At 66.6% G+C, this 12,912-nt stretch carries 16 protein-coding genes; 6 read left to right on the forward strand and 10 right to left on the reverse strand.

Annotation, left to right across the window (positions count from 1 at the left end; all coding sequences use genetic code 11):
- Nucleotides 1–12: 12 nt before the first annotated feature.
- From M2282_RS22295 to M2282_RS22325, 7 genes are all read right to left on the reverse strand, one after another.
- Nucleotides 13–219, reverse strand: coding sequence for a DUF2970 domain-containing protein (locus M2282_RS22295; RefSeq protein ID WP_280810947.1), 207 nt, complete (start codon nt 217–219; stop codon nt 13–15).
- Nucleotides 216–842: a cytochrome c oxidase assembly protein gene (locus M2282_RS22300; RefSeq protein WP_280810948.1), complete on the reverse strand. Its 627-nt coding sequence runs from the start codon at nt 840–842 to the stop codon at nt 216–218. The genes M2282_RS22295 and M2282_RS22300 overlap by 4 nt, the downstream gene beginning before the upstream one ends.
- 28 nt (nt 843–870) lie before the next feature.
- Nucleotides 871–987 (reverse strand): cytochrome oxidase small assembly protein, encoded by a 117-nt coding sequence (locus M2282_RS22305; RefSeq protein WP_007836360.1) that lies wholly within the window; start codon nt 985–987, stop codon nt 871–873.
- Between the two features lie 14 nt (nt 988–1,001).
- Nucleotides 1,002–2,642 (reverse strand): cytochrome c oxidase subunit I, encoded by a 1,641-nt coding sequence (ctaD, locus tag M2282_RS22310; RefSeq protein ID WP_280810949.1) that lies wholly within the window; start codon nt 2,640–2,642, stop codon nt 1,002–1,004.
- A 49-nt stretch (nt 2,643–2,691) separates the two neighbouring features.
- On the reverse strand, nt 2,692–3,870 hold the full coding sequence (gene coxB / locus M2282_RS22315) for a cytochrome c oxidase subunit II (RefSeq protein WP_280810950.1): 1,179 nt from the start codon (nt 3,868–3,870) through the stop codon (nt 2,692–2,694).
- A gap of 61 nt (nt 3,871–3,931) precedes the next feature.
- Nucleotides 3,932–4,408, reverse strand: coding sequence for a DUF2244 domain-containing protein (locus M2282_RS22320; RefSeq protein WP_093439357.1), 477 nt, complete (start codon nt 4,406–4,408; stop codon nt 3,932–3,934).
- A 188-nt stretch (nt 4,409–4,596) separates the two neighbouring features.
- Nucleotides 4,597–5,511, reverse strand: coding sequence for a biotin synthase (locus M2282_RS22325; RefSeq protein WP_280810951.1), 915 nt, complete (start codon nt 5,509–5,511; stop codon nt 4,597–4,599).
- 23 nt (nt 5,512–5,534) lie between these two features.
- Between M2282_RS22325 and M2282_RS22330 the strand changes: the two genes are divergently transcribed.
- The 3 genes from M2282_RS22330 to M2282_RS22340 all read left to right on the forward strand — a co-directional run bounded on the left by M2282_RS22330 (nt 5,535) and on the right by M2282_RS22340 (nt 7,213).
- The gene (locus tag M2282_RS22330) at nt 5,535–6,260 is read left to right on the forward strand and encodes a ComF family protein (RefSeq protein ID WP_280810952.1); all 726 of its coding nucleotides are present in this window, start codon (nt 5,535–5,537) and stop codon (nt 6,258–6,260) included.
- A gap of 30 nt (nt 6,261–6,290) precedes the next feature.
- Complete coding sequence (gene trmL, locus M2282_RS22335) at nt 6,291–6,752, forward strand: tRNA (uridine(34)/cytosine(34)/5-carboxymethylaminomethyluridine(34)-2'-O)-methyltransferase TrmL (RefSeq protein ID WP_280810953.1); 462 nt, start codon at nt 6,291–6,293, stop codon at nt 6,750–6,752.
- Nucleotides 6,753–6,919: 167 nt separating this feature from the next.
- Nucleotides 6,920–7,213 carry a DUF4148 domain-containing protein gene (locus M2282_RS22340; protein ID WP_280810954.1) on the forward strand — a complete coding sequence of 98 codons (294 nt, stop codon included), beginning with the start codon at nt 6,920–6,922 and terminating at the stop codon, nt 7,211–7,213.
- A gap of 18 nt (nt 7,214–7,231) precedes the next feature.
- Here the strand turns inward: M2282_RS22340 and M2282_RS22345 are convergent, their stop codons facing one another.
- Together M2282_RS22345 and M2282_RS22350 are read right to left on the reverse strand one after the other, a co-directional pair.
- Nucleotides 7,232–7,702 (reverse strand): MaoC family dehydratase, encoded by a 471-nt coding sequence (locus M2282_RS22345; protein WP_280810955.1) that lies wholly within the window; start codon nt 7,700–7,702, stop codon nt 7,232–7,234.
- A 73-nt stretch (nt 7,703–7,775) separates the two neighbouring features.
- Nucleotides 7,776–8,396: a ParA family protein gene (locus tag M2282_RS22350; protein WP_280810956.1), complete on the reverse strand. Its 621-nt coding sequence runs from the start codon at nt 8,394–8,396 to the stop codon at nt 7,776–7,778.
- Nucleotides 8,397–8,487: 91 nt separating this feature from the next.
- Between M2282_RS22350 and M2282_RS22355 the strand changes: the two genes are divergently transcribed.
- Both M2282_RS22355 and kefC read left to right on the forward strand, forming a co-directional pair.
- Nucleotides 8,488–9,237, forward strand: coding sequence for an NAD(P)H-dependent oxidoreductase (locus tag M2282_RS22355; protein WP_280810957.1), 750 nt, complete (start codon nt 8,488–8,490; stop codon nt 9,235–9,237).
- A gap of 2 nt (nt 9,238–9,239) precedes the next feature.
- Complete coding sequence (kefC, locus tag M2282_RS22360; RefSeq protein WP_280810958.1) at nt 9,240–11,090, forward strand: glutathione-regulated potassium-efflux system protein KefC; 1,851 nt, start codon at nt 9,240–9,242, stop codon at nt 11,088–11,090.
- A gap of 22 nt (nt 11,091–11,112) precedes the next feature.
- Here the strand turns inward: kefC and M2282_RS22365 are convergent, their stop codons facing one another.
- Nucleotides 11,113–11,979 carry an amidohydrolase family protein gene (locus M2282_RS22365; RefSeq protein WP_280810959.1) on the reverse strand — a complete coding sequence of 289 codons (867 nt, stop codon included), beginning with the start codon at nt 11,977–11,979 and terminating at the stop codon, nt 11,113–11,115.
- A 104-nt stretch (nt 11,980–12,083) separates the two neighbouring features.
- Here M2282_RS22365 and M2282_RS22370 point away from each other — a divergent pair, with 104 nt between their 5' ends.
- Complete coding sequence (locus M2282_RS22370; protein ID WP_280810960.1) at nt 12,084–12,857, forward strand: crotonase/enoyl-CoA hydratase family protein; 774 nt, start codon at nt 12,084–12,086, stop codon at nt 12,855–12,857.
- The last annotated feature ends 55 nt before the right edge of the window (nt 12,858–12,912 follow it).

The following is a 12,912-nucleotide window of genomic DNA, read 5'->3' on the forward strand; positions in this document are numbered from 1 at the left end:
TCGTGGGTTTCGTCAGGCCGTGGCAACCACATGCCGCACCAGCAGCACCAGCCCGACGACGAAGACGATCACTGCGGCGAACGCCACCGCAATGATGTGCAACGGAGTCAGCTTGCCCAGGTCTTCCTGGTAGGCGCTGTTCTTGCGGACGCCGAAGAACGACCAGCCGACCGCCTTGATGGTGTCCCACAGCGTGGCCTTCTTGCCGGTCGAACTCACGAGCGCGGCTCATTGGCGGGGCTCGTGACTGCGGCCACCGGCGCCGCCGGCGTCTTGCCGCCCACCTCGAAGAAGGTGTACGACAGGGTGATGGTCTTCACGTCCTTGGAAATCTTGGGGTCGATCACGAACGCGACCGGCCACTGCTTCTTCTCGCCCGGATCGAGCGTGTACTGGTTGAAGCAGAAGCACTCGAGCTTGTTGAAATACGGCGCAGCCTGTTGCGGCGCATAGCTCGGAATGGCTTGCGCGGCCATGCGGCGGTTCTGCACATTCTGGAACTCGTACATCACCGTGTTGAGCTGGCCCGGGTGCACCTCGATCGTCCGCTCCGCGGGCTTGAAGTCCCAGAGGCCGCCGCGCACGTTGGAATCGAACTCGACCTTGATCGTGCGGGTCATGTCGACCTGCGTGTTGTCGGGTACGCGCACGTTCTTGCCACCGCTTGCGCCGCCCGGCACCTCGAGCTCGGAGAGCGCGAGGATGTTGATGCCGGTCATCTCGCAGATCGCGCGGTACATCGGCACCAGCGCATAGCCGAAGGCGAACATGCCGCAGGTCACGACCGCGAGCTTGCCGACCATGCGGACATTGGCGCGGCGAATGCGTTGGCCCAGGCTCATGATGGTGTTGCTCGCGTCCGGTGGGCGGTCAGCGACCGCTGAAGAAGACCATGCGCACGATGAAGCCGATGAAGAAGATCACCGCGATGGAGGCCAGCGTGAGCCCCATGCGACGGTTGTTCTTTCTTTGCTCGGGCGTCGTCATCGTCGTGCGGTCGATCAACCGATCACCTTGGTGGCGGTCGCGTCGAGCTTGGGCGGGGTCTCGAAGGTGTGGAACGGCGCCGGCGAGGGCACTTCCCACTCCAGGCCTTCAGCGGCTTCCCACGGCTTCTGCGAAGCCTTCTCGCCCTTGCCGCGCATGGTCGGCAGCACGATGAAGAGGAAGAAATACACCTGCGCGAAACCGAAGAAGAAGGCACCGACCGACGCGAGCGCGTTGAAGTCGGCGAACTGCATCGGGTAGTCGGCATAGCGTCGCGGCATGCCGGCCAGGCCCAGGAAGTGCATCGGGAAGAAGGTCACGTTGAACGAGATCAGCGACCACCAGAAGTGCACCTTGCCGCGCGTTTCGTTGTACATCACGCCGGTCCACTTGGGCACCCAGTAGTAGAAGCCGGAGAACATGGCGAACAGCGAGCCGGCCACGAGCACGTAGTGGAAGTGGGCCACCACGTAATACGTGTCTTGCAGCTGCGTGTCGATGGGCGCGACCGCGAGGATCAGGCCCGTGAAGCCGCCCATCGTGAACACGAAGATGAAGCCGACCGCGAACAGCATGGGCGTCTCGAAGGTCATCGAGCCCTGCCACATCGTGGCGATCCAGTTGAAGATCTTCACGGCCGTGGGCACCGCGATCAGCATCGTGGCGTACATGAAGAACAGCTGGCCGGTGAGCGGCATGCCGGTCGTGAACATGTGGTGGGCCCACACGATGAACGACAGGATGGCGATCGACGAGGTGGCATACACCATCGAGGCGTAGCCGAAGAGCTTCTTGCGGGCGAAGGCCGGCACCACCTGGCTGATGATGCCGAAGGCCGGCAAGATCATGATGTAGACCTCGGGGTGGCCGAAGAACCAGAAGATGTGCTGGTACATCACCGGGTCGCCGCCGCCGGCGGGGTTGAAGAAGCTGGTGCCGAAGTGGCGGTCGGTCAGCGTCATCGTGATGGCGCCTGCGAGCACGGGCATCACGGCGATCAGCAGGTAGGCGGTGATGAGCCAGGTCCAGCAGAACATCGGCATCTTCATCAGCGTCATGCCGGGGGCGCGCATGTTGAGGATGGTCACGATGATGTTGATCGAGCCCATGATCGACGAGGCGCCCATGATGTGCATCGCGAAGATGCCGGCGTCCATCGAGGGGCCCATCTGCAGCGTGAGGGGGGCGTAGAGCGTCCAACCCGCGGCCGGCGCGCCGCCGGGCATGAAGAATGAACCCACCAGCATCAGCGCCGCGGGAATCAGCAGCCAGAAGCTGAAGTTGTTCATGCGGGCGAACGCCATGTCGGAGGCGCCCACCTGCAGCGGGATCATCCAGTTCGCGAAGCCCACGAAGGCCGGCATGATGGCGCCGAACACCATGATCAGCCCGTGCATGGTGGTGAACTGGTTGAAGAGTTCGGGGTTCACCAGTTGCAGGCCGGGCTGGAACAGCTCGGCGCGGATCAGCAGTGCGAGCACGCCGCCCACCATCAGCATCGTGAAGCTGAACAGCAGGTAGAGCGTGCCGATGTCCTTGTGGTTGGTCGCGAAGACCCAGCGGCGCCAGCCGGTGGGCGCCGCGTGATGCTCGTCGTGGCCGTCGTGTGCGTGGTCGCCGTGGGCGTGACCGTGGGGGTCGAGGACTGCACTCATTTCGTTGTTCCTTGCAATTTCTTCTTCGCGGGGCGCTGCTGCTGCCGTATCACTTGCCGCGCAGGGCCAGCACTTCGGCCGGCTGCACCAGCTGGCCCGTCTTGTTCGACCAGCTGTTCTTGGTGTACGTGGCCACTGCCGCGAGGTCGGTGTCGCTCAGTTGTTTCCAGGAAGGCATCGCGCCGTTGTTCTGGCCATTGAGCAGCACCGTGAGCTGCACCTTGTGGTCGGCATCGGTCACCTTGGGCGAGCCGTCCAGCGGCTTGATCGGGCCCGCGCCCTTGCCGTTCGCCTGGTGGCAGGCGGCGCAGTTGGCGGCGTAGACCTTCTCGCCGCGCACCAGCATTTCGGGCAGTGCCCAGACCTTGGTCGGGTCGTCCAGCTTGGCGGCGGCTTCCTTGCGCTTGGCGGCCACCCAGGTCGTGTAGTCGGCCGACGAGACCACCTTCACGTGGATCGGCATGTAGGCGTGTTCCTTGCCGCACAGTTCCTGGCACTGGCCGTAGTAGTCGCCCACGGTCTCGGCGCGGAACCAGGTGTCGCGCACGAAGCCGGGAATCGCGTCTTGCTTGAGGCCCAGTTGCGGCACCGCGAACGCGTGGATCACGTCGTTGGCGGTGGTGATGATGCGGACCTTCTTGTTGACCGGCACCACCAGCGGGTTGTCGACCTTGAGCAGGTAGTCGTCGGGCATCACGCCCTTGGCGCCGGCGTCGGACATCGCGCGCTGCGAACTGTCGAGCGTGGAGATGAAGGCCAGGCCCTCGCCTTCGCCGTTCAGGTAGTCGTAGCCCCACTTCCACTGGTAGCCGGTGGTCTTGATCGTGAGGTCGGCGTTGGTGGTGTCCTTCTGGGCCACCAGCACCTTGGTGGCGGGCAGCGCCATCACGATCACGATGAGGAAGGGAACGATGGTCCAGATGACCTCGACCACCACCGATTCATGGAAATTGGCCGCCTTGTGGCCCACCGACTTGCGGTGCTTCCAGATCGAATAGAACATGACCGCGAACACGGCGACGAAGATGACCGTGCACAGAATCATCATGATCGTGTGGAGCAGATGCTGCTCCTGCGCGATCTTGGTCACGCCGACCGGAAGATTCAACTGGCGAACCGAAGGGCCGCCGGGCAGGTCGTTGACTGCGTGCGCCGCGCTGCTGAAAGCCGCGCCGGCCGCCAGCAACAGATTCGCCGGCCTGTACTTGTTGCGCCAAATGCTCTTCATCGTGTTCACGTTTCTTCAATTTTTTCGACAAACCCAACCGTGCAGCGCTGCGCAAGCCGCTTCAAGCGCCACGCAACGCCATGCGAATCTCGCGCGCCAGTGCCGCACGCAACTCCGGGCGTACATAGCGCCCCACCCTGACCGATCGACCCTGTCCCGAGACCTCGATCAGCGAGCGATCGCTGGTCTGCGGTTCGATCCGCACCTGGTGCGGAAGAAATTCCGTGCGTTCGTAGCGCCCACCGTCCTCGAGCTCCACGACCAGCCGTCCACCCTGCAATGCGATCCGTTCTCCATCGGTCGCATGCCGCGCGTACAGCATGAAGGCAAAACCCACCGCAGCCAGTTCGAGCCAGGCGAATGGCAGCACCAGCGGCGCACCGTGCAGCCAGAACACCGTTCCTATACCGAGCGATACCACGCACAGCGACGCATAGAGCCAGCCCAGCTGGCTCGGCGTTACCGAGCAGTTCCGCTTCAGGAACCAGTGGATGCTCTGGCCTGAAACGGTGGCAAAACGAAACACGGAATTCGACACGGGCGAGTTCAGCAAATCGGTGCGTCGATGGTCGCCAAACCCTTCGTACGCCCTCGTACAAACGGGATCCGACAGGCCCTCGATCGCGGGACAATACCCGCGAGTTTCACGCAACGGCGGATTGTAGCGGGTAGATAACGGCGCTCGCAGGCCCTGTGGGACGCCTACGGGTCACTACTACTAGGCAATCAGGCGCCTGGCCGACCTCGTTGCAGCATCGAGCGCATCTCGCGCAGCGACACCGCGCTTTCGGCCGACAGCGACACGCGCGGCGCGGGCTTGAAAGCGTGGCCGTAGATCACCTCGAAGGTCAGCGCGATGTGGCCATTGCCACCCTCAGCTGGCGCCAGTTCGGGCAGCGCGCCCTTCAGCGCCTTGTGCCAGGTCTTGCCGCGCAGCGCAGGGAAACGCCCAGGGTGCAGGTTGCGCCCCAACGTGCGCAACTCGGCCAGCGCCGCCTCGGGCGTGGCCCAGGTCAGCACGATGCGCTCCATGTCCATCACCGGCTCGGCGAAGCCGGCGTGCACCAGCATGTCGCCCCAGTCGTGCATGTCGGTGTACTCGTGGCCCGCGGCGGGCCAGCCGAGCCGGGCATGCAGCGCGCGCAGTTCGCGCACCGTGTCGGGGCCCAGGCACGAGAACATCAGGAAGCCGTCGGTCGCGACCAGCTTGTGCCATTGCGAGATCAGCGCCTCGGGGTCGGCGGCCATGTGCAGCGACATGTTGGCCCAGAGCAGGTCGACGCCGTCTTCGGGCGGCGCGTCGAAGCGGGCCTTGCTGCCCTGCCAGCGGCGCGCGCTCCACCAGGGCGCGGCCAGCGCCTCGCCGGTCTTGCCGGCCAGAGCGGCTTCGGGCTCGATCACATGGGAGGCGGCGTCGCGGTAACGGCGGGCCACGAGCTCATGCGCCTCGAGGCCGCCGCGCAGCGGCGCCCAGTCGGCCCAGGTGCGGGGCTGCGCCTTGATCCATTGCAGCCGGTCTTCCATGCGGCGGCCGATTTCCTCGTGCAGCCACGGCGAGCCCTCGGCGGGCGCCAGCCGGCGCCAGCGTGCGGCCGCCGTGGGGTCGATGGTCGGCGGTCTTCTTGCGGGGTCGGTGGCCATGGGGCCGTGAGTATATTGAGCCCATGCTCAGCCACCGTCCCCTGAGGCCTTTCACCTCACTTCTTGCAGGCCTCGCACGGCTGCCCAGCCAGTGCGAGGTCTGCCGCGCCTGGCCCTCGCAGCCGGTGTGCGACCCTTGCGTTGCGCGATTCGCTCCGCCGACCGCCCGCTGCGGCGGCTGCGCCCTGCCGGTGCCCGAAGGCGTGGCCCGGTGCGGCGACTGCGTGCTGCACCCGCCGCCGCTGGACGCCTGCCTTGCGGCCTGCACCTATGCATGGCCCTGGCCCGATGCCATCGCCCGGTTCAAGTTTCGCGGCGATGCCGGCTGGGCCACCCCGCTCGCCACGCTGCTGCGCAGCGCGCCCTGGGTGGAGCCGGCACTGGAGCAATGCGACATCGTGCTGCCCATGCCGCTCGCGCCCGAGCGGCTGCGCGAGCGCGGCTTCAACCAGTCGCTCGAACTCGCGCGCCGCATGGCGCCGGCCAAGACCGACGCAAGACTGCTGCTGCGCACCCGCGAGACTCCGGCGCAAAGCGGCCTCGCGCGCGCCGAGCGCCTGCGCAACCTGCGCGGGGCCTTCGCCGTGGAGCCGCTGCGGGCGGACAAGGTGCGGGGAAAGCGCATCGTGCTGGTCGACGACGTGATGACCAGCGGCGCCTCGCTGTTCGCGGCAGCCGAAACGCTCCGGCTGGCCGGCGCCGAACACATCACCGCGGTCGTTCTGGCCCGCACCGACCCGCCGCGCTGACCCCGGCGCAAGCCCGCCGACAATCGGCGCATGTTCCATATCGTCCTGGTCCACCCCGAAATTCCGCCGAACACCGGCAACGTGATCCGGCTCGCGGCCAACACCGGCTGCACGCTGCACCTGGTCGAGCCGCTCGGCTTTTCGATGGACGACCGCCTGTTGCGCCGCGCCGGGCTCGACTATCACGAGTACGCCGAGGTGAAGCGCCATGCCGACTGGCAGGCGCTGGTCGATGCGGAAAGCCCCGCCGCCGACCGGATGTTCGCCCTTACCACCCGCGGCACGCGCGCCGTGCACGACGTGCGCTTCCAGCCGGGCGACTGGCTGGTGTTCGGCTCCGAGACCAGCGGCCTGCCGCCCGCGGTGCGCGATGGCTTCGCCGAGCCCCAGCGCCTGCGGCTGCCGATGCGCGAAGGGCAGCGCAGCCTGAATCTCTCGAATGCGGTGGCGGTGACGGTGTTCGAGGCCTGGCGGCAGAACGGCTTCGGCTGACGGCCCGACCGGCTCACACAAAGAAACAAAGTAGCACCCCCTGCCGGCGGCAAGAGCGCATCCGGTCGGCCGCGCGCGGCGTATTGAAAGACATGCCGGCTCGAATGCAATCCATGCAGCCGGACCGGCATCGAGTCCCTCAACGTCTTGCCCCAAGGAGTTCCATCATGAATGCCAAGTCGATTGCCATCGCGACCTTCGCCACGCTCGCCCTCAGCACCGCCGCCCAGGCCTTCCAGGGCGAACAGAACCCGCTGCCGCCCGCACCGTTCCAGTCGACGCTGTCGCGTGCGCAGGTGCAGGCCGACGCGCGCCAGCCGATGAAAATCAGCAACGGCGGCACGGGCGCGCTTCAGGCACGGGACGGCAGCACCGACCGGGGCACCGTGCGCCAAAGCGCATTGAGCATCACGCGCCAGGGCGCCGCCACCTACGGCGAAGTGACCGACCGCCGGATGTAAGAAGAGAAAGCCGCTGCCTCAGCGGTAGCGGCGCGCCACCGACTCGGCCACGCACGCCGGCTTGGCGGCGCCTTCGAGCTCGATGGTGGTTTCCCAGGTCATCTGGAAGCCATCGTCGGCAATCGGCTCCGAGCTCAGCAGCTTCATGCGCGCGCGCAGCCGCTTGCCCACCGGCACCGGCGACATGAAGCGCACCCGGTTCATGCCGTAGTTCACGCCCATGCGCGACTCGACCACATCGATCGCCGCCTCGAAGAATTTCGGCAGCAGCGACAAGGTCAGGAAGCCATGCGCAATCGGTCCGCCGAAGGGGCCGGCCTTGGCCCGCTCGACATCGACATGGATCCACTGGTGGTCGCCCGTCGCCTCGGCGAACTGGTTGACCTGCTCCTGCGTGACGGTGATCCAGTCGCTCACGGCGACTTCCTGGCCGACGCAGGCGCAGAGATCCTGAAGGGTCTGGAATGTCTTTTTGGTCATGCGGGGCATTCTGGTGCCGGGGGTGCCGGCGCGGCTGTCGGCATCGCGACAACCGGGATCAGGGAAAACCGGGGGGAAGCCCTCAGGCGTCGAGCCATTCGCAAATGGGCTGCCACTGGTCGAGATCGCGCTGCACGCGGCCCGGCGCGATGTCGAACAGCGTGAGCCCGCGCGCCGCAAGCTGCACGTAGTTCTGCGTGTCGCGCAGTTCACCCAGCACCGGCACGCCGAGCCCCGCGATGAATTCGTGCAGCCGGTCGGCCGCCAGGGTGCGCGCGTTCACGCGCATGCCCACTAGGCCGATCTTCGTCTTGTCGGCCTTGCGCTGCTCCAGCAGCCGGTCGAGGAAATCGCGCGTGGCGTAGATGTCGAAGATGCTCGGCTGCAGCGGCACGATCACCCGGTCGGCCAGCGCCAGCACCTCCTTGAAGCGCCAGCCATGCAGGCCGGCGGGCGTGTCGAGCACCGCGTGCGTGGTGCCGCGCGGAGGGCGCACCACGGTGCTGTCGCCGGAGGCTTCCCAGGTGGAGATCGGCCGGGCCATAGGCGGGCGCAGGCCCAGCCAGAGCCGCGAGGACTGCTGGCGATCCACGTCGCCCAGCATCACGGCATGGCCGCGGCTCGCAAAGTAACCCGCGATGTTGGTCGCGATCGTCGACTTGCCAACGCCACCCTTGGGGTTGGCAACCAGAACCACGGGCATGAAGTTCTCCTCCGGAGATTGGACGGCCTCCATGGTAGTGGCTGGTCGATTTCGAGTGCCGCAGGGCGCTGGACTGCGATATGTTCGCGGCATGACGACAACAACATCCCCGGGAAATCCCACCGACGACAGTGGCGGCATCTATGTGATCGCAGCCCATCCGCACTGGCGCGACTCGCGCGTCAACCGCCGCATGCTCGCCGCCGCACGCGCCGTGCCAGGGGTGGAGGTCTGCGACCTCTACGGCAGCTATCCCGACTTCGCCATCGACGTCGAGACCGAGCAGGCCCGGCTCGCGAAGGCCCGCCTGGTCGTGCTGGTGCACCCGATTCAGTGGTATTCGATGCCGGCGCTGCAGAAGCTCTGGCTCGACGACGTGCTCACCTACGGCTGGGCCTACGGCCCCGGCGGCACGGCTTTGCAGGGCAAGGACTTCTGGCTGGTCGCCACCACCGGCAGCCCGGAGCCCAGCTACCACCCCCAGAGCTACCACCGCTATTTCTTCGACGCCTTCCTGCCGCCCTACGAGCAAACCGCCGCGCTCTGCGGCATGCGCTTTCTGCCGCCGCTCGTCTTCTACGGGGCGCGCAGCGCCGACGAAGCAGAGGTGACGGCGCATGTCGACACCTACGCCCAGCGGCTGGGCAGTTATCCCGACTGGTCCGAGATCGAGGAGATCGATGCCTGCGTGGCCTGCCCCGTGCCCGAAGCCGACCGTCCGGCCGAATCCGACGACATGGGCAAGGTGGTGGCCAGCACCTTCCATGCCGCGATGACCAGCGGCCTCGCCTCCATGTCCGCTGCCAACGAAAGCAACAGCAACCACGAAGGCACGGCCTGAGCATGGAACACGCACCTGCCTGGCTGACCAGCAGCCTCATCTATCTGGGCGCCGCCGTGCTGGTGGTGCCGCTGTCGAAATTCCTCGGGCTCGGCTCGATCATCGGCTACCTCGTGGCCGGCATCGCCATCGGCCCGTGGGGGCTGGGCCTCGTCTCCAGCGTGGAGGACGTGCTGCATTTCGCCGAGTTCGGCGTGGTGCTGATGCTGTTCCTCGTGGGCCTGGAGCTCGAACCCAAGCGCCTGTGGAACCTGCGCCGGCCGATCTTCGGCTGGGGCGCGGCGCAGGTGCTGAGCTGCGCCGCGGTGCTCTTCGCCGCGGGCTGCGCGGTCGGCGCCGAATGGCGCGTCTCGCTGGTCGCAGCGCTGGGGCTGGCGCTCTCGTCCACGGCGATCGCGCTGCAGGTGTTCGGCGAGCGCAACCTGCTCAAGACGCCGAGCGGCCAGGCCGGCTTCTCGATCCTGCTGTTCCAGGACGTGGCGGCCATTCCGATCCTCGCGCTGCTGCCGCTCCTGGCGGGCGCCACCGCCGCCGAGCAATCGCTCAGCGGCCTGGACCGCGCGCTGGAAGCGTTGAAGATCGTCGGCGTGATCGCCGGGATCATCCTCGGCGGCCGCCTCTTGCTGCGCCCCATCCTGCGCTGGATCGCCCGCAGCAACACGCCCGAGATCTTCACCGCCGCCGCGCTGCTGCTGGTGGTGGCCATCGCGGCGCTGATGCAGGTGGTCGGCCTGTCGATGGCGCTGGGCGCCTTCCTCGCCGGCGTGCTGCTCGCGGAAAGCGAATACCGGCGCGAACTCGAAACCGACATCGAGCCCTTCAAGGGCCTTTTGCTCGGCCTGTTCTTCATCGCCGTGGGCATGTCGATCAACTTCGGCGTGCTGATCGCGAGCCCCTGGCTCATGGCCGCGCTGGTGGTCGGCTTCATGGTCATCAAGCTGGTCGTGATCTACGCACTCGCCAAGGCGATGGGGCTGGCCTACCAGGAGCGGCCTGTGTTCACGCTGCTGCTCGCGCAGGGCGGCGAATTCGCGTTCGTGGTGTTCCAGGCCGCGGGGCCGGACGTGCTGCCGCCGGAGATCACGTCGCTGCTGATCGGTGCGGTGGCGCTGTCGATGCTGCTGTCGCCGCTGCTGCTGGTGCTGCTCGACAAGTTCGTGCTGCCGCGCTACAGCCGTTCCGGGGGCCCGCAGCTGGAAGAAATTTCCGAGCAGCAAGATGCGAAAGTGCTGATCTGCGGATTCGGCCGCTACGGCCAGATCGTCGGCCGCATGCTGATGTCGCAGGGCCTGCGCGTGACGGTGCTGGACCACGATGCCGACACCGTCGAGGGCCTGCGCCAGTTCGGCTTTCGCGTGTTCTACGGCGACGCGACGCGGCTCGATCTGCTGCGCACCGCGGGCGCCGGATCGGCAAAGGCCATCGTGGTGGCGGTGGACGACATCGAACAGTCGCTCGAGATCGTCGACCTCGTGACCGAGAACTTCCCGCAGGCCCGCATCATCGCGCGGGCCCGCAACGTGACCCATCTTTTCCAGCTGCGCGACCGCGGCGTGAAGGACATCGAACGCGAGGTGTTCGAGTCGTCGCTGCGCAGCGCCCGCTCCACGCTCGAGGCGCTGGGATGGCCGGCGCACGAGGCGCGCGAATCGACCATGCGGTTCCGCACGCGGAATATCAAGTTGAGCGACGAGATCTACCCGCACTACAAGGACCGCGCCAAACTGATCGCGGCCAACAAGGAAGGCCGCCAGCAGTTCGAGGAACAGATGGCGCGCGAGCGCGAGGAGCGGCAGCGGCGCTCGGGGCGCGACTGGGACCGGATCGACGAGAAGGAAGAGGCGGACTCGTAGCGCGCCTCCCTTCTTCCCTTCGTCAGCCTTCCAGCTTCAGCAGCCTGACCGCGTTGCCCTTCAGGATGCCGGGCATCACCTCCGGCTTGAACCCCGCCGCCTCGAAGTCCTTCATCCAGCGGTCGGGCGTGATCAGCGGGTAGTCGCTGCCGAACAGGATGCGGTCCTTGAGCAGCGTGTTCGCGTACTGCACCAGCTGCTTCGGAAAGTACTTCGGGCTCCAGCCCGACAGGTCGATCCACACATTGGGCTTGTGCGTGGCCACGCTCAGCGCCTCGTCCTGCCAGGGGAAGCTGGGGTGTGCCATGACGATCTGCATGTCGGGAAAGTCGATGGCGACGTCGTCGAGGTGCATCGGGTTGCTGTACTCCAGCCTGAGGCCCCCGCCGCAGCGCATGCCCGAGCCGATGCCGCTGTGGCCGGTGTGGAAGATGGCCGGCAGGCCGTACTCGGCGATCACCTCGTAGATCGGCCAGGCCATCCTGTCGTAGGGGTGGTAGCCCTGCACCGTCGGATGGAACTTGAAGCCCTTCACGCCGTGCTCCTCGATGAGCCGGCGCGCCTCGCGCGCGCCCATCTTTCCCTTGTGCGGATCGACGCTGCCGAAGGCAATCATCATGTCGCTGTTGTTTTTCGCGTGCTCGGCGATTTCCTCGTTCGGGATGCGGCGGCGGCCCATGTTCGATTCGGCATCGACCATGAACATCACCAGCCCGATCTTTCTTTCACGGTAATAGGCCACGCTCTCGGCGATGGTCGGGCGGCCGCTCGAGCCGAAGTACTTGTCGGCGGCGCGGTCGTACTCCTCGCCGTAGTTGTCGAACGGGTTCCAGCAACTCACTTCGGCGTGGGTGTGGATGTCGATGGCAATCAGGTTCTTGTGGTCCATGTCTTTGTCTCCAGTACGGGTAAGTCCCTAGGATTCCGGGCTCTCAAATGCCTTGAATTGATTATTTCTCATAACCATAATCGAACGCAACCCCAAAACACATCATGACCAATCCTGACCTCCAACTCGACATTCGCGACGACGTTGCCATCGTCCGCCTCGCGCGCGGCGCCAAACGCAATGCGCTGTCGGACGGCTTGATCCTCGCGTTGCGCGACACCTTCGAGAAACTGCCCTCCAGCGTACGCGCCGCGGTGCTCGATGGCGAGGGCCCGCACTTCTGTGCCGGCCTCGACCTGAGCGAACTGAAAGAGCGCGATGCCGGCCAGGGCATGCAGCACTCGCGCCTGTGGCATGCCGCGCTCGACCTCATCCAGCACGGCCCGGTGCCGGTGGTCGCGGCGCTGCACGGCGCGGTGGTCGGCGGCGGTCTCGAGCTGGCGAGCGCCTGCCACATCCGCGTGGCCGACCGCTCCACCTTCTATGCGCTGCCCGAAGGGTCGCGCGGCATCTTCGTGGGCGGCGGCGGCTCGGTGCGCATTCCCAAGCTGATCGGCGTGGCCCGCATGACCGACATGATGATGACCGGCCGCGTCTACAACGCAGAAGACGGCGAGCGCGCCAACTTCGCGCAGTACCTGGTCGACGAGGGCGCGGCCTTCGACAAGGCCCTGGAGCTTGCCAAGCGCATCGCCACCAACGCGCCGCTCACCAACTACGCGCTCATGCACGCGCTGCCGCGCATCGCCGAGCAATCGGCCGACCACGGCTTCTTCACCGAGGCGCTGATGTCCGGCATCGTGCAGGCCGCGCCCGAGGCGAAGGCGCGCGTGCGCGATTTCCTCGAAGGCCGCGGCGCCAAGGTGAGCAAGGGATGAGCGCCGCACGGCCGCCCGAAGGCGCTCGCCCCCTCCCTTGGGAGGGGGTATGCGA

This window comes from Variovorax boronicumulans, from assembly GCF_029892485.1.
GTDB lineage: Bacteria > Pseudomonadota > Gammaproteobacteria > Burkholderiales > Burkholderiaceae_C > Variovorax > Variovorax boronicumulans_B.